At 75.0% G+C, this 15,606-nt stretch carries 15 protein-coding genes; 8 read left to right on the top strand and 7 right to left on the bottom strand.

All coding sequences use genetic code 11. The features are described 5' to 3' along the window. Entirely contained in the window at positions 1-210 is a 210-nt protein-coding gene (locus tag DT057_RS06870; RefSeq protein WP_128561334.1) for a TOBE domain-containing protein, read from the bottom strand. A 264-nt stretch (positions 211-474) separates the two neighbouring features. On the opposite strand from DT057_RS06870, the gene DT057_RS06865 reads away from it, so the two are divergent. The 6 genes from DT057_RS06865 (at position 475) to DT057_RS06840 (ending at position 6,057) form a co-directional block, all read left to right on the top strand. Continuing rightward, positions 475-984 carry a pyridoxamine 5'-phosphate oxidase family protein gene (locus DT057_RS06865; RefSeq protein WP_128561333.1) on the top strand — a complete coding sequence of 170 codons (510 nt, stop codon included), beginning with the start codon at positions 475-477 and terminating at the stop codon, positions 982-984. 205 nt (positions 985-1,189) lie between these two features. After that, on the top strand, positions 1,190-2,482 hold the full coding sequence (locus DT057_RS06860; RefSeq protein ID WP_128561332.1) for a nicotinate phosphoribosyltransferase: 1,293 nt from the start codon (positions 1,190-1,192) through the stop codon (positions 2,480-2,482). Between the two features lie 215 nt (positions 2,483-2,697). Beyond that, entirely contained in the window at positions 2,698-3,666 is a 969-nt protein-coding gene (locus DT057_RS06855; protein ID WP_128561374.1) for an ABC transporter substrate-binding protein, read from the top strand. Beyond that, positions 3,663-4,496 carry an ABC transporter ATP-binding protein gene (locus DT057_RS06850; protein WP_128561331.1) on the top strand — a complete coding sequence of 278 codons (834 nt, stop codon included), beginning with the start codon at positions 3,663-3,665 and terminating at the stop codon, positions 4,494-4,496. The genes DT057_RS06855 and DT057_RS06850 overlap by 4 nt, the downstream gene beginning before the upstream one ends. Beyond that, the gene (locus tag DT057_RS06845; RefSeq protein WP_128561330.1) at positions 4,493-5,269 is read left to right on the top strand and encodes an ABC transporter permease; all 777 of its coding nucleotides are present in this window, start codon (positions 4,493-4,495) and stop codon (positions 5,267-5,269) included. Before DT057_RS06850 ends, DT057_RS06845 begins: the two co-directional genes overlap by 4 nt. A 23-nt stretch (positions 5,270-5,292) precedes the next feature. Continuing rightward, positions 5,293-6,057, top strand: coding sequence for an ABC transporter permease (locus DT057_RS06840; protein ID WP_128561373.1), 765 nt, complete (start codon positions 5,293-5,295; stop codon positions 6,055-6,057). 37 nt (positions 6,058-6,094) lie between these two features. Here the strand turns inward: DT057_RS06840 and DT057_RS06835 are convergent, their stop codons facing one another. Next, a complete protein-coding gene (locus tag DT057_RS06835; protein WP_128561329.1) occupies positions 6,095-7,060 on the bottom strand; it encodes a flavin reductase in 966 nt (321 codons plus the stop codon). 95 nt (positions 7,061-7,155) lie between these two features. On the opposite strand from DT057_RS06835, the gene DT057_RS06830 reads away from it, so the two are divergent. Continuing rightward, a complete protein-coding gene (locus tag DT057_RS06830; RefSeq protein WP_128561328.1) occupies positions 7,156-8,202 on the top strand; it encodes a 2,5-dihydroxypyridine 5,6-dioxygenase NicX family protein in 1,047 nt (348 codons plus the stop codon). A gap of 35 nt (positions 8,203-8,237) precedes the next feature. Here DT057_RS06830 and DT057_RS06825 read toward each other — a convergent pair whose 3' ends face one another. The 5 genes from DT057_RS06825 to DT057_RS06805 all read right to left on the bottom strand — a co-directional run bounded on the left by DT057_RS06825 (position 8,238) and on the right by DT057_RS06805 (position 14,051). Then, positions 8,238-9,230: a 3-hydroxybutyryl-CoA dehydrogenase gene (locus DT057_RS06825; RefSeq protein WP_269153053.1), complete on the bottom strand. Its 993-nt coding sequence runs from the start codon at positions 9,228-9,230 to the stop codon at positions 8,238-8,240. Continuing rightward, positions 9,227-10,330, bottom strand: a complete 1,104-nt coding sequence (locus tag DT057_RS06820) for an NAD/NADP-dependent octopine/nopaline dehydrogenase family protein (protein WP_128561327.1) — start codon at positions 10,328-10,330, stop codon at positions 9,227-9,229. Before DT057_RS06820 ends, DT057_RS06825 begins: the two co-directional genes overlap by 4 nt. After that, entirely contained in the window at positions 10,330-11,841 is a 1,512-nt protein-coding gene (locus tag DT057_RS06815) for a class I adenylate-forming enzyme family protein (RefSeq protein WP_128561326.1), read from the bottom strand. Before DT057_RS06815 ends, DT057_RS06820 begins: the two co-directional genes overlap by 1 nt. Positions 11,842-11,977: 136 nt before the next feature. After that, positions 11,978-13,237 carry an acyl-CoA dehydrogenase family protein gene (locus tag DT057_RS06810; protein ID WP_128561325.1) on the bottom strand — a complete coding sequence of 420 codons (1,260 nt, stop codon included), beginning with the start codon at positions 13,235-13,237 and terminating at the stop codon, positions 11,978-11,980. Continuing rightward, positions 13,230-14,051, bottom strand: coding sequence for an alpha/beta fold hydrolase (locus tag DT057_RS06805; protein ID WP_238313743.1), 822 nt, complete (start codon positions 14,049-14,051; stop codon positions 13,230-13,232). Before DT057_RS06805 ends, DT057_RS06810 begins: the two co-directional genes overlap by 8 nt. Before the next feature lie 321 nt (positions 14,052-14,372). Here DT057_RS06805 and DT057_RS06800 point away from each other — a divergent pair, with 321 nt between their 5' ends. Continuing rightward, positions 14,373-15,515: an epoxide hydrolase family protein gene (locus DT057_RS06800; RefSeq protein WP_128561323.1), complete on the top strand. Its 1,143-nt coding sequence runs from the start codon at positions 14,373-14,375 to the stop codon at positions 15,513-15,515. Positions 15,516-15,606: the final 91 nt, after the last annotated feature.

The following is a 15,606-nucleotide window of genomic DNA, read 5'->3' as shown; positions in this document are numbered from 1 at the left end:
TCACTCCGTCGCGATCATCACGTCGCTCGACTTGATCACGGCCTTCACGGCCCGGCCGGGGGCGAGCTGGAGCTCGTCCGCCGCCTCGTTCGTGATGGACGCGGTCACGACCTGCCCGCCCGCGAGCTCGACGCGGACATGGGCCGTCGTGGCGCCCTTCACGACCTCCACGACCCGGCCGTCGAGCTGGTTGCGCGCGCTGATCTTCATGCCGGGATCCTCGTCCAGGGCGCGGCCCCCGGGCCGCCCGGGGCGGCTCGGGGTCCGCCGCCAGCAGCACATAGGCCGCCGGCGCCGCCCCGGCGAGCCGTCGAGCCTCGAAACCCGGACCTCGAAACCAATGCGGGCATCGTCCGTTGTCGTGCAGTTTCGGGCGGAGCGGAGCTTTCCGCGGCGCGAAGGGCGATCCCGGCGCCCGCCCGGCCTTCCGCAGGACCGAGAGGGTCCGGGGGACCGCAAGGGAGATCGACGACGATGCACCAGGGCAGCCACCGCGACCACGAGGGCGCGCAGAAGCTCTTCGCGATGATCAAGGACGTGAAGATCGCCATGATGACCACGGCCGATTCCGACGGCCAGCTCCGCAGCCGCCCGATGTGGAACCAGGAGGCGGACGAGAGCGGCGACCTCTGGTTCTTCGTCAAGACCGACGCGCCGGTGACGAGCGAGATCAGCCGCGACAACCAGGTCAACCTCGCCTACTCCGATCCGTCGAGCCAGAACTACGTCTCGGTCTCCGGCCGCGCCGAGATCGTGCGCGACAAGGCGCAGATCGACGCCAAGTGGAGCGAGAGCCTCAAGACCTGGTTCCCGGGCGGCAAGGACGACCCGCAGGTGGCGCTGATCCGGGTGCACCCGGAGAAGGGCGAGTACTGGGACAGCCCGAACTCGACCATGCTGCACCTCTACGGCTACGTGAAGGCCGCCGTGACGGGCGAGTCGCCGAAGACCGAGAAGAAGGCCGTCGACCTCGGGGCCCGGTAGGCGGGCGGCGCCGGGCGGGCGCGCCGCGCTCGCGGCCCGGCCGGGGACGCGGGGGGCCCGGCCGGCCCCGGCCGGCGCGCCGTCGCCCGGCCGTCCGGGCGCTCCTCCGCTCCCCCGACCGCGTGCTTGACTTCGGGCCGGGAACCGTGCGGGTCTCGCCCCGGTGAGCCGCCCGGGACGGGCGGCGGCGCGTCAGGCAGGGGCGATGCTCGATCTCGCGACCAGGGTCTACAACCACACCTGGAAGATCGACCCGATCATCCGCTCCGTGCTCGACACGGACTTCTACAAGCTCCTGATGGCGCAGACGATCTTTCGCCGCCACCGGGACGTCTCGGTCACCTTCGGGATCCAGAACCGCACGCGGCGCGTCCGCCTCGCCGAGCTGATCGACCCGGGCGAGCTGCGCGAGCAGCTCGACCATTGCCGCTCGCTCTCGCTCACGCGCGGCGAGTCGACCTGGCTGCGCGGCAACACCTTCTACGGCCAGCGGCAGATGTTCTCGCCGGACTTCATGGACTGGCTCGAGAACTTCCGCTTCCCCGACTACCTCCTGGAGAAGCAGGACGGGCAGTACGTCCTCACCTTCCACGGTCCCTGGATCGAGACCACGATGTGGGAGGTGCCGGCGCTCGCGATCCTCAACGAGCTGCGCTCCCGCGGCGTCCTCAAGGGCATGGGCAAGTTCGAGCTGCAGGTGCTCTACGCCCGCGCCATGACGCGGGTCTGGGAGAAGATCGAGCGCCTGAAGAGGCTGCCGGGGCTCTCCATCGCGGATTTCGGCACCCGGCGCCGGCACGGCTTCCTGTGGCAGGACTGGTGCGTCGAGGCGATGATCGAGGGCATGGGCGCCGGCTTCCTCGGCACCTCGAACTGCCTCATCGCCCTGCGCCACGACATCGAGGCGGTGGGCACCAACGCGCACGAGCTGCCCATGGTCTACGCGGCGCTCGCCGACACCGAGGCGGAGCTCGCCGCCGCCCCCTACGCGGTGCTCGCCGACTGGCAGCAGGACTACGCCGGCAACCTCCTGGTGATCCTGCCCGACACCTACGGCACCACCGGGTTCCTGAAGCGGGGACCCGCCTGGATGGCCGGCTGGACCGGCATCCGCATCGACTCGAAGGAGCCGATCGCCGGGGGCGAGGAGGCGATCGCGTGGTGGACCGCCAACGGCTGCAACCCGCGCGAGAAGCTCGCGATCTTCTCCGACGGCCTCGACGTCGACGTGATCGAGCGGGTTCACGGCCACTTCCACGGCCGCCTGCGCATCGGCTACGGCTGGGGTACGCTGCTCACCAACGACTTCCGGGGCCTCGTGCCGGACGGCCGCCTCGACCCGATCTCCATCGTCTGCAAGGTGATCTCGGCCAACGGCCGGCCGACCGTGAAGCTCTCCGACAACCCCACGAAGGCGCTCGGGCCGGAGGAGGAGGTGGAGCGCTACAAGCGCGTGTTCGGGGTCGGCGCCCAGCGGGCGCTGCCCGTGATGGTGTGAGGCGGTCCCCGCCCACGCGGCAGACATTTCATGCATAAAATACCTGCTTGGCCGCCCGCGCGCCTGTGCTAGCGTCCGGCCCCGGGGCGGGGCCCTTGTGCTGGCGTCCGGCCCCGGGGCGGCGCCCTTGTGCTAGCGTCCGGCCCCGGGGCCGGGGCCCCGGTCGAGACGAGGGGGATGCGCGCGTGAGACCGATCCTGGCGGCCCTCACCGGAATGGTGCTGATCACCGGAGCGGTGCCTGTGCCCGGCCTCTCGACGGCCCGGGCCGAGGAGGCCACGACCCTGCGGGTCGGCTGGACCATCCCGGCCGAGGAGGCGAAGTACTGGATGATGCGCCGGCCGGCCGCCTTCCCGGGCCTCGGCACGCGCTACACGATCGAGTGGGTGCAGTTCCAGGGCACGGCGCCGATGACCCAGGCGCTGGCCGCCGGCGCCCTCGACTGCGCCACCCAGTCGCCCCTGGCCCTGGCGCAGGGCGCCGTCGAGGGCGGGCTGAAGGCCGACATCGTGGCCCAGCACGTCTCGGAGAAGCCCGGGAGCTTCTCGGTCTACTGGGCGGTGCGGAAGGATTCGCCGATCCGGACCCCCGCCGACCTCAAGGGCAAGACGGTCGGCATCAACACCCTGGGGTCGGGCATCTACGGCCCGATGGCGCTGCTCCTGCGCCGCAGCGGCCTCGACGCGTCCCGGGACATCAAGCTCGTCGAGATCGCCTTCCCGCTCTCCGAGGACGCGATCCGCTCCGGCCGGGTCGACGCGGCGGTGATGAACCAGCCCTTCGCGGCCCGGGCCGAGGCCCGCGGCGACATCCGCCGGCTGTTCGCGCTGTCCGAGCAGCAGCCCGACATCGTCCACATCCTGGAGGCGTGTCGGAAGGACTTCGTCGCCCGCAACCCGAACCTCGTGCGGACCTACGTGCGGGCCCTCACCGCCGGCATGAGGATGGCGCTCGCCGACCGGCCCGAGACCCTGAAGGTGGTCTCCGAGGTGATGAAGGCCCCGGTGGCGGTCCTCGACACCTACCTCCTCAAGGACAACGACTTCGCGCGCGATCCCGGCGCCCGGCCGGACTTCGCGGCGATCCAGCGCATGTACGACACCTACGCGGAGACCGGCCTCCTGCCGCGCCGGCTCGACGCCGAGGAGTTCCACGACCCCGCCGTGACGGCGCCGATCGAGTGAGCGCCCTCGCCGTCCCCCGGGCCGCCGGCGCCCCGGCGGCGGCGCCCCAGATCGCGATCGAGGGGCTCTCGAAGGCGTTCCGCCGCCGCGACGGCACGCTCCACGCCGCCCTCTCGGAGATCGCCCTCGATGTGGCGGAGGGGGAGTTCGTCTCGATCCTGGGGCCGTCCGGCTGCGGCAAGTCCACCCTGCTCTACATCGTCGGCGGCTTCGTCGCCCCCTCCGCCGGCGCCGTGCGGGTCGGCGGGGCGCCCGTGACCGGCCCCGGGCCGGACCGGGGCCCGGTGTTCCAGGAATTCGCCCTCTTCCCGTGGAAGACCGTCCTCGGCAACGTCGCGTACGGCCTGCGCGCGCAGGGCGTGCCGCGCCGGGAGGCCGAGGCGCGGGCCCGCGCCCTCGTCGCGCAGGTCGGCCTCTCGGGGTTCGAGGCGTTCTACCCCAAGGAGCTCTCCGGCGGCATGAAGCAGCGGGTGGCCCTCGCCCGCACCCTCGCGTACGACCCCGCCATCCTGCTGATGGACGAGCCCTTCGGGGCCCTCGATGCCCACACCCGGACGCGGCTCCAGAACGACCTCCTGGCGCTCTGGGAGCGCGACCGCAAGACGGTGCTGTTCGTCACCCACGGCGTCGACGAGGCGGTGTTCCTCTCCGACCGGGTCGTGGTGATGACCCGCTCGCCCGGCCGCATCCGGGCGGTGGTCGACATCGACCTGCCGCGCCCGCGCCACCGGGCGGAGCTGCTCCTGAACCCGCGCTACCAGCGTCACGTCATCGCCCTCGAGGGCATGCTGGAGGACGGCGACGGCCCGCGCCCGGGAGGGCGCCCGTGAGGCGCCTGCCGGCGGGCCTGCCGCCGCTCCTCGCGCTCGCGGGCCTGCTCGCCGCCTGGGAGGTGGCGAGCCGGTTCCTCGCCCTCGACGGCCTGCCCTCGGTCCCGGCCACCCTCGCGGCCCTGCCCGACCTCGTCGCCGACCCGGACTTCGCCCGCAACCTCCTGGCCTCGCTCCGGCGCATGGCGACGGGGTTCTGCCTCGCCCTCGCCCTCGCCCTGCCGGCGGGCCTCGCCATGGGGCGCAGCCGCACCGTCGCGGCGCTCCTCAATCCCCTGACCATGATGGTCTACCCCGTCCCGAAGGCGGCCCTGATGCCGCTCATCATGCTGTGGCTCGGGGTCGGGGACCTCGCCAAGACCCTGGTGATCGTGCTCGGCGTGAGCCTGCCGGTGCTCTACCACGCCTACCAGGGCGCCCGGGCGGTCGAGGAGAAGATGCTGTGGTCGGCCGCCGCCATGGGCCTGTCGGGCCCGGCCCGGGCCGCCCGCGTCGTGCTGCCGGCCGCCCTGCCGGAGATCCTGGTCGGCTGCCGCACCGGCATCGTGCTGGCGCTCATCACCATGGCGACGAGCGAGATGATCGCCCGGCAATCCGGCATCGGCGCGGTGCTGTTCAACGCGCTCGACCTCGCGCAGTACGAGACCGTCTACGCCATCATCCTGGTGATCGGTGCCCTCGGGGTCGGGCTCGACGTGCTGTTCGAGGGCGCCCGCGCCCGCCTCGTCGGCTGGGCGGGCCCGCCCCCCGCCCTCGCCCCGGCATCCGCGTGAGCGATCCGCGTGAGCGCATCCGCGTGAGCGCGCGGCTGCGCGAGGGCGCCCTCGGGCTCCTGCCGATCCTCGGGCTGGTCGGGATCTGGCAGGCGGTCGTGAGCCTCGGCCTCGCCCCGCCGGCGCTGCTGCCGGCGCCCGGCACGGTGCTCGCGCGCTGCCTCGCGCAATTCGCCAACCCCGAGTTCCTGGGCCACGCGGGCGCGACGCTGTCCCGGCTCGCCGTCGGCTTCCTCGCCGCCCTGGTGCTCGGGGTCGGGATCGGGATCCTGGCCGCCGCGAGCCCCGGGGTGCTGGCGGTGGTGCGCCCGCTCGTGCGGGTGCTCGCCCCGGTGCCGAAGGTCGCGCTCTACCCGGCCTTCATCCTGACGCTGGGCTTCGCCGACGCCTCGAAGATCGCCCTCGTGGTCGCCGACGCGGTGTTCCCGATCCTGCTCGCCACGCTCCAGGGCGCCGCCATGGTCGAGCCGAAGCTCGTCTGGGCCGCCCGCGCGGCCGGCACCTCGCCCCGGGCGGCGCTCCTGCGCGTCGTGCTGCCCGCGACCCTGCCGTCGATCCTGACCGGCGCCCGCATCGGCCTCGTCGTGTCGTGCATCGTGGTCTTCCTCGCCGAGATGATCACCTCGACGGACGGCCTCGGCTACCTCCTGGTCCGCGCCGCCCGCAGCTTCCAGACCGTCGACATGTTCGTGCCGCTGATCGCGATCTCGGGGCTGGGGCTCCTGCTCAACGGGGCCCTGGGGCTCGCGCGCGGGCGCCTCCTGCGGGGGTTCCCGGAGGAGGGGTGAGGGGGCGGGACCCGCCCCCCGCCGGGCCCGGGCCGGATCACGGGTCCGCCGCCTCGGGCGCGCCCGCCCGGCCGATCAGGAGGTCGAGCGCGTGCTTGATCACCCCCCGCTCCTCGCCGGTGAGCGGGGCGAGCAGCGCCGCCTCGTGGGCGCGGGCGGCCGCGAGGGCGGGGGCCACCTTGGCGCGGCCCGCCTCGGTGAGGTGGACGAGGGCGCGGCGGCGGTCGAGGCGGTCGGGGCGGCGGTCGATCAGGCCGTCGCGGGCGAGCCGGTCGAGGATCTTGGTGATCCGGGGCTGCTTCATGATCGCCATCCCGGCGAGCTCGACCACGCCGAGACCCTCGGCCTCCGACAGGCACGCCAGCACCCGCCACTCGGGCACGCCGAGGCCGAAGCGCTTCAGCTCGCCGTGGAACTCCCCCGAGACGACGTGGCTCGCCCGCGCCAGCAGGTAGGGGAGGTAACTGCGGGCAAAGCCGTCGTGGGGCAGGTCGGGGCGGCGCTTCGCCCGGTCCATCCGGCGCAGCACCCCGGAATGGAACAGCAGCGGGTCCTGCACCCGCTCGACGAGCTCCACCACCTCGCCGACCAGGATGGTGTGGTCGCCGCCCGGGTAGCGCGCCCAGACCCGGCACTCGAAGACCGGGGCGATCCCGGCGAGGATCGGCGCGCCGGTGCGGCCCGGATGGTGCGCGATGCCGGCGAACTTGTCGCCGGACTTGCCGGCGAAGCGCAGCGCGAGGTCGTTGTGCTCGGCCCCGAGGACGTGCACCGCGTAGGCGTCCGCCGCCGCGAAGGCCCCGTGGCTCGCCGAGGCGAGCGCCGCGCACCACGAGACCAGGGGCGGGTCGAGGGACACCGACGCGAAGGAGTTCGCCGTCATGGCGACCACCCGCTCGCCCTCCCGCGCCGTCACCACGGTCACCCCGGTCGGGAAGCCGCCGAGCGCCCGCCTGAGGCTCGCGGCGTCGACGGGATCGCGCCGGTCCGCCGCCGCGCTCATCGGTTCCCCCGGGTTGTTGCAAGCTTAAAAATATTCCTTTTCACATTCCGGCCCGCCCCGTAACGTCCGCCCCGTCCCGGCGACAGGAGCGCATCATGCTTGCGGATCGCATCGAGGCGAAGTGGATCGACGCCTTCTGCGCGGTGTTTTCCCGCTGCGCGGTCCGGCCGGGCGATCCGGCCGCGATCCTGTCTGAGACGCAGTCGCGGGCGCTCAACGTCCACCTGGCCGAACTGGCGCTCCTGCGCCTCGGCGCCCGGCCGTTCCACCTGGTCCTGCCGACGCCGGCGCAGCGCCACCCGGTGCCGGTGCGCTCGACGGGGGCGAGCGAGGCGATCCGGGGCCTCGCCCCGGTGGTCGGCGCCCTGAAGGCGGCCGGGTTCGTGGTCGACTGCACGCTGGAAGGGCTGATGCACGCCCCCGAGACGCCCGCGATCCTGGGGAGCGGCGCCCGCATCCTCGTGGTCTCGAACGAGCACCCGGACGCCCTCGAGCGCCTCGGGCCCGACGACGCCCTGGCGCACGCCGTGCGCGCGGCGGCCCGGCGCCTGCGGGGGACGGCGCGGATGGCCGTGACCTCGGCGGCCGGCACCGACCTCGCGGTCGACCTCGCGGGCGCCGCGACGGTCGGCGTCTGGGGCTGGACCGACAGGCCCGGCACCCTCGCGCACTGGCCGGGCGGCCTCGTGGTGAGTTTTCCGAAGGCGGGCTGCGTCAACGGCACGCTCGTGCTCGCGCCCGGCGACGCGAACCTGACCTTCAAGCGCTACCTCGAGCGGCCGGTCCGCCTGACGCTGCGCGACGACTACGTCACGGCGGTCGAGGGCGAGGGCACCGACGCGGCGCTGATGCGCCGCTACCTCGCGGCCTGGGGCGACCGCGAGGCCTACGCGGTCTCGCATGTCGGCTTCGGGATGAACCGGCGGGCCCGCTACGAGGCCCTGACCCTGTACGACCGGCGCGACACGAACGGCACCGAGCTGCGGGCGGCCGCCGGGAACTTCCTGTTCTCGACGGGCGCCAACGAGTTCGCGGGCCGCCACACCGCCGGCCACTTCGACCTGCCGGTCATGGGCACCACCATCGCGCTCGACGGCGAGGCGGTGGTGCGGGACGGGGCGCTGCTCGACGTGTTCGGCTGACCGGCGGCGGGGAGGGGGCATGGCGTCGCGGATGCCTAGGGTTCCTCCCCGAGCACCGGCGGCCGCGCGAGGCCGAAATGCGCGAGCAGGCCCGCGAAGGCGGCGAGGCGCTCGCGCTGGTAGGCGACGACGTCGCGGCCCTCGTAGTCGAGGAACCCCTTGCCGGTGCGCAGCCCGATCCGGCCCGCCTCCATGTTGCGGGCGATGATCGGGGGCGCCGCGTAGCGCGGATCGCCCAGGCTCTCGGCGAGGTAGCGGCTGGCGTAGTGCAGGATGTCGCCGCCGCCCCAGTCGATGAACTCCGTGAGCCCGAGCACCGCGAAGCGGAAGCCGAACCCGTAGCGGACCGCCTTGTCGATGTCCTCGGCCGAGGCGACGCCCTCCTCGACCATCCGGGCCGCCTCGTTCATGGCGAGGGCCTGGATGCGCGGCACGATGTAGCCGGGCCGCGCCGCGCAGGCGACCGGGACCTTGCCGATGCCCTCGAGGGAGGCCGTGAGGGCGGCGGTGACGGCCGGGTCCGTGCGGGCCCCGGGCGAGAGCTCCACCAGCGGCACGAGGTAGGCCGGGTTGAGCCAGTGGGCGTTGAGGAAGCGCTCGGGCCGGACGACCGCGTCCGCGAGCGCGTCCACCAGGATGGTCGAGGTGGTGGAGGCGAGGATCGCCTCCGGCGCCATCAGGGCCGAGGCGCCCGCCAGGAGCGCGCGCTTGACCGCGACGATCTCGGGCACGCCCTCGAACACGATCGCGGCGCCCGGGAGCGCCTCGGGGGCGGCCTCGAACGGCGCCACGTCCACCCGCGCGGCGATCGCGGCGGCGGCCTCGCGCGGCATCAGCCCGAAGGCCGCGAGGCTGTCGAGGGCCGCGTTGATCTCGGCCCGCGCCGACGCCGCGAGGTCGGCAAAGCCGGCGCCGGGGCGGGCCTTGAGGTCGACCAGGGTGACGCGGTGGCCCGCATATGCGTACGCGACCGCGATGCCCCGGCCCATGCGGCCGGCGCCCAGGCAGGCGATGCGCGGGCGGGTCACCGGCGTGCCTCCGGGAAGCCGTCGCGCAGGAGCGCCCCGAGGCCGGCCCGGTCGAGCCCGCCGAGGCCGAGATCCGCCAGCGTCCGGCCGGATTCCGGCGCGGCCTCCCCGCAGATGGCGCCGCCGATCGCTAGGAAGGCGCGGGCGAGGGGAACCGCGACCCCGGCCAGCTCCGCCGCCGAGACGAGGAGCGACAGGCCGAGGCGCAGGTCCTCGCGCATGTAGCGGTGCTCGGTCAGGACGAGGGGCTCGCGCCAGTCGCCGGACTCGGTCAGGCGCTCGTGGGCGCCCCGGCCGTACATCCACTCCTCCCCCTCGGCCGCGTAGTGGTGGGCGAGGGGGAAGTGCGGCGGCCCGTAGCCGAGGGCCTCGCGGACCGCGACGCGCTCGGCGTCGAGGGCGTCGGTGACGCGCCGGATCGCCGGCTGCGTGCCCTCGCGGTGGATGTCCCAGCGCGGGAAGTGCTCGATCGCGCCGGCATTCATCACGATCAGGGGCGGGTGGATGATGCCGCCGGCGTTCATCAGGGCGCCCGAGAGCGCGTCGCCGCAGGGCTCGACGACGCCCGGGAAGGCGCGCCCGATGACCGAGAGGGCGTGGTCGGCCGCGCGCAGCGGGAAGACGCCGACGGGCAGGCGCCGGCCCCGCCCGGAGACCGCCACCGCGAACGGCCCCCGCTTGCGCGCCAGCCACGGCAGGGTGCCGGTCTCCGCGTAGGCGACCCGGGCCGGGTTGCCGGCCTCCCGGGCGGCGCGGGCGAAGATCAGCGTGCCGAGGGTGCCGGGGGGCAGGAACACGACCTGGCCGTCGGCGAGGTGCGGCGCCAGCGCCGCCGCGATGCTCGGCTGCGCGAAGGCCGGGGCCGGGCACAGGATCAGCGCGGCGCCCTCGATCGCCTCCCCGATCTCGGCCGTGACGCGGTCGAGCCGGGCCTCGCGCGTGCCGGAGGCGTCCCGCACGGCGATGCGGCCGCCCGCCGCCGCGTGGGCCGCGACCGCCGCGGCGTCGCGCCGCCACAGGCGCACCGCGTGCCCCGCCAGGGAGAGGTCGCCGGCCGCCGCGAAGGACCCGTTGCCGCCGCCCAGAACCGCCACCCGCATCACGCCTCCCTCCCCGCCTCGTCGGCCGCCCGCACGAGGTGGTGCTGCACCTTGCCGAGCGCGTTGCGCGGCAGGGACGCCACGAACCGGACCTCGCGCGGGGCCTTGAACCGGGCGAGCTGCCCGAGGACGTGGGCCACGAGCTCGTCGGGGGCGCAGGCCGCGCCCGGGTGAAGCACCACGCGGGCCACCGGCACCTCCCCCCAGCGCGGGTCGGGCCGCCCGATCACCGCCGCCTCGGCGACGGCCGGGTGGCCGAGCAGCACCCGCTCGACCTCGGCCGCCGAGATGTTCTCGCCCCCCGAGATGATGAGGTTCTTCTTGCGGTCGTGGACCGTGAGGTAGCCGTCCGGGTCGCGGCGCCCGACGTCGCCGGTCAGGAACCAGCCGTCCCGCAGGGCCTCGGCGGTGGCGGCCGCGTTGCGCCAGTAGCCCGAGAACAGGTGGGGCCCGCGCAGCCAGATCTCGCCCGAGGCGCCGGGCGCCGCCTCCCGTCCGGCCTCGTCGACGACGCGGCACGCGCAGGCGAGGCCCGGCAGGCCGGTGGAGCCCGGCCGGGACCGGTCGCCGCCGAGGCGGGTGTAGACCGAGACCGGTCCGGTCTCCGTCGCGCCGTAGACCTGGAGCACCGGCACGCCGCGGGCCTCGAGGGCGTCGACGAGGTCCTGCGGCACGTAGGTCGAGCCCGTCGACAGGGCCCGCAGGCTCGACAGGTCGGCCGCCCCGAAGCCGGGCTCGGCGATCAGGGCCTGCAGGGTCGCCGGCACGAGGAGCGTCAGGCTCGGGCGGTCCTGCGCGAGGGCCGCGAGGGTCGCGGCGGGCGCGAAGCGCGGGTGGACCGTGACCGTGGCGCCGAGGTGGAGCGCCGGCGTCGCCTGGATGTTGAGCCCGCCGACGTGGAAGAACGGCAGCACCGCGAGCACGTGGTCGGCGGCGGTGAGCCCGTGCATGTGCTGGCTCATCAGGCCGTTCCAGACCAGCGCCTCCTGGGTCAGGACGGCGCCCTTCGGCCGCCCGGTGGTGCCGGAGGTGTAGACGAGGAGGACCGGGTCGCGGAGGAGGCCGTCCCCGCCCGCGCCCGCCCCGTCGCGGAGGTCGGCCCAGGCGGCGCCCGCCTCCGGCGCGTGGTCGAGGCCGAGGACGGCCGTCCCCGGCAGGCGCGCCCGGACCTCCGGGAGGACGGCCCCGAAGGCCTCCTGGACCAGCAGCGCCCGCGCGCCGGCATCGGCCAGGATGTAGGCCTGCTCGGCCACCGCCAGGCGCCAGTTCAGGGGCAGCAGCATCGCGCCGCGGCGCGCGCAGGCGTAGAGCAGCACCAGGAGCTCGGGGTCGTTGAGGGCGAGGACCGCGACGCGGTCGCCCCGCCCGACGCCGAGGCGGGCGAGCGCCCCGGCCGCGGCGGCGATGCGGGCGGAGAACTCCGCGTAGCTCAGCGCGAGGCCCTCGAAGCGCAGGGCCGGCTTGCCGGGGTCGAAGGCGGCGTTGCGGTCGATCAGGTCGGAGAGGTTCACGGGCGCCTCCGGCGTCCCGGCGCGGCCGGAGCCGCGCGGGCGGCGGAGACCGCGCGGACGGCTGCGCCCGCGCGTGAGGCGAGGGCCGCGCGGGCGGCAGGGGCCGCAGCCCCCGGCGGGTGCGAGCCCACGCCGCTCACCCCGCCGCCTCGTCGGTCTCCCCCGGCTCGTACAGGGCCTCGCGTCCGATCCGGTCGAGGCAGAGCTCCGCCGTCCAGGGCAGCATGAGCGCGCCGCAGCGGCTGTCGCGGAAGATGCGCTCGAGGGGCAGGGTGCGCAGCATCGCCTGGCCGCCGCAGGTGCGGATCGCGAGCCGCGCGATGTCGTGGGCGGTCTCCATGGTGGAGTACTGCGCCGCGTAGGCCCGCAGCACCTGCTCCTTCGAGGGGTTCGGGCGCGCCTCGGTCACGGCCTGGAACCAGAGCGCCTTCATCTGCTCGAGCTTGATCCGCATCTCGGCGACGGCGATCTGCTTCGTCGGGAAGTGCCGGCGCCTGACCGGCGGCGTCCCGGGCACCTCGCCGCGCAGGTAGCGGATCGTGAAGTCGTAGGCCGCCTGCGCCAGCCCCACGTAGGTGGGCGAGAGGGTCAGGAACATGTGCGGCCAGCGCGAGGCGGCCTGGACGTAGACGCCCCGCGGCATCAGGGCCGCGTCCTGGGGCACGAACACGCCGTCGAACAGGAGCGTGCGCGAGACGGTGCCGCGCATCCCGAGCGGGTCCCAGTCGCCCGTCACGGAGACGCCCTCGGCCCGCGCCGGGACCGCGAGGTAGAGGGTGTTGCGGCGCGATGCCCGCTCGCCCTCCGCCGCCTCGGTGCAGAGGATGCCGTAATAGTCGGCGTGGCCCGAGAGCGAGGCGAAGATCTTCCTGCCCGACACGATCCAGCCGCCGGCGGCCGGCACGGCCCGGGTCTCGAAGGCGGCGGCGCCCGCGGCGGCCGGGCCCCCCTCCGAGAAGGGCTGCGAGTAGATCGCGCCGTCGCGCACGATGCGGGCGTAGTGCGCGGTCCGGCGCGCCGCGTGGGCGCGGCGCTCCTGCGGATCGAGGTCGAGGTCGTCCACGAGGGGGCCCGACCACAGGGTCGAGCAGACGTGCATGTTCCACGACAGGGCCGTGGCCCCGCAGTAGCGGCCGATCTCGGCGGCCGCGATCGCGTAGGTCTGGTAGTCGGCCCCGAGGCCCCCTTGCGCCTCCGGGATGCAGATGCCGAGCAGGCCGGCCTCGTGCAGGTCGCGGTAGTTCTCGGTCGGGAAGCGCGCCTCGCGGTCGTAGGCCGCGGCGCGGGGCGAGAAGACGGACTGGCCCAGGTGCCGGGCCTTCTCGACGATCGCCGCTTGGCGGGGCGTCAGGCGGAACGCGGCCGGGTCGAACAGCGGCGGGTCGAGGTCAGCCATCGGCGGCGCTCCCGGGGCGGTCGAGATCGGACAGGAAGCCGCGCAGCGCGGCATCGAAGGCCGCCGGCTGCTCGGCGTTGGCGAGGTGGCCCGTCCCGGGCAGGCAGGCGTAGGCCGCCCCCGGGATCCTCTGCGCCATCCGCTCCATCACGGCGGCCGGGGCGTTCGTGTCGTGGGAGCCCGCCAGGACGAGCGTCGGCACCGCGATGCCGGGCAGGGCCGCGCGCAGGTCGAAGCCCAGGAGCGCCCGCACGGTCGCCCGGTAGGTCCCCTCCGGCACCGCCGCCATGCAGGCTCGGGCGAGGGCCACGCCCTCGGGGTCCGCCGCCGGCCCGACGAGCTCGGCCACGATCCCGTCGGCGAGCTCCGGCAGGCTCGCCCCCGCGTCGAGCGGGCCTAATCGGGCGGCGATGAACGCCTGCTGCCAGGCCCCGTCCGGCCGCCCGAAGGCGGCGCTCGTCTGGGCCAGCACGGCCGCCCGCAGGCCTTCCGGGCGCCGGGCGAGGATCTGCTGGACGATCATGCCGCCGATCGAGTGGCCGACCAGCACGGTGGCGCGCAGCGCGAGGCGGTCGAGGAAGCCGGCGAGCGCCTCGGCCAGGCCCGCGATCGTCACGGCGTCCAGGGGCGCCGAGCCGCCGTAGCCCGGCATGTCCCAGGCGACGGCGCGGAACTCGCCCGCGAAGGCGGCGAGCTGGTGGTCCCAGAGCCGCGCCGCCCCGCCGATCCCGTGCAGGAACACGAGCGCGGGGGCGTCCGGCGGGCCCGCCTCCCGGTAGGCGATGCCGGCGCTGCGCCCGGACGTCACCGTCACGGCCGCCACCCGCACGGCCGCTCCGTGCCGAACTGCCCTGCGCGCCCCATCCCTCGCGGCATCGACGAGCCTCCGCGCGTCCGGGCCAGGATAGCAGCCCGCAGATCCATGAAAAGGCATATTTTCGGCCGGGCGTCGGGACCGCGCGGCGGGCCGCTCCGCGGGGCGGGGCCTCGCCGCGCCGGCCCACCGACCCATCTTCCCCGGCGCAGGCGGGGCCGCGCCCGGCCGGGAACGGCCGGGGCCCAAGCGGATCCGGGCCGGGGCGGCCCCGCGGGGTCGCCGCGCCCGGTCCTGCCGACACGGGGAGTGAGAGAGGCGATGAGCGACGCGACACCCTTCACGTACCACGTCCCGGACGCGGCCATCGCCGACCTGCGCGAGCGGCTCGGGCGGACGCGGCTGCCCGACCAGGCGCCCGAGGCGCCCTGGACCTACGGGACGGACGTCGGCTACCTCGCCGGGCTGCTCGCCTACTGGCGCGACGGCTTCGACTGGCGCGCCGAGGAGGCGGCCCTCAACGCCTTCCCGCAGGTCATGGTGGAGGTCGACGGCCTCGCCATCCACTGCCTGCACGTCCCGGGGGTCGGGCCGGCGCCGCGGCCGCTGCTCCTCTGCCACGGCTGGCCCGGCTCGGTCTTCGAGTTCCTCGACATCATCCCGCGCCTGACCGATCCGGCGCGCTTCGGCGGCGACCCGGCCCAGGCCTTCACGGTGGTGGCGCCCTCGCTGCCCGGCTACGGCCTGTCGTTCCGGCCCGGGCAGCCCCGCCTCGGCGTCGAGGAGATCGCCGACACGTTCGCGGCGCTGATGGGGCGCCTCGGCTACGGGCGCTTCCTCGCGCAGGGCGGCGACTGGGGGGCCTTCATCACGACGCGGCTCGCCTACCGCCACCCCGAGCGGGTCGCCGGCCTGCACCTCAACATGCTGCCCGTGCGCCGCGACCGCACGGGCATCGACCCGACCCCCGAGGAGGCGGCGCATTACGAGCGCGTCGCCGCCTGGCTCAAGGAGGAGACCGGCTACCAGTGGATCCAGGGCACGCGCCCGCAGACCCTGGCCTTCGCGCTCACCGACTCGCCCGCCGGCCTCGCGGCCTGGCTGGTGGAGAAGTTCCGCGCCTGGTCCGATTGCGGCGGCGAGATCGAGACGGCGATCTCCCGCGACCGCATGCTGGCCAACATCGCGCTCTACTGGTTCACGGGCGCGATCGGCGCGTCGTTCCACCCCTACTGGGCCCGCATGCACCGGCCCTGGCCGGTCCCGGACGGCGAGCGCGTGCGCGTGCCGATGGCCTACGCGGCCTTTCCCCACGAGATGGTCCGGCCGCCGCGCTCGATGGCCGCCACGATGTTCGCCGACGTCCGGCGCTGGACCGAGATGCCGCGGGGCGGGCATTTCGCCGCCCTCGAGCAGCCCGCCCTCCTGGCCGACGACATCCGGGCCTTCGCGGCCGCGCTCTGAGGGTGCCTCCGCCCGCCGCGCCGGTCGGCGCGCGGCGGGCGCGATGCGTCAACTCGCCCGTTCCCACCGCGTCCCCGCGCGCTAGAACAAA

The sequence above is a fragment of the Methylobacterium crusticola genome, from assembly GCF_003574465.1.
Taxonomy (GTDB): Bacteria; Pseudomonadota; Alphaproteobacteria; order Rhizobiales; family Beijerinckiaceae; genus Methylobacterium; species Methylobacterium crusticola.
The sequence above is the reverse complement of the archived record's forward strand: the minus strand, read 5'-3'. Positions and strand labels throughout refer to the sequence as shown.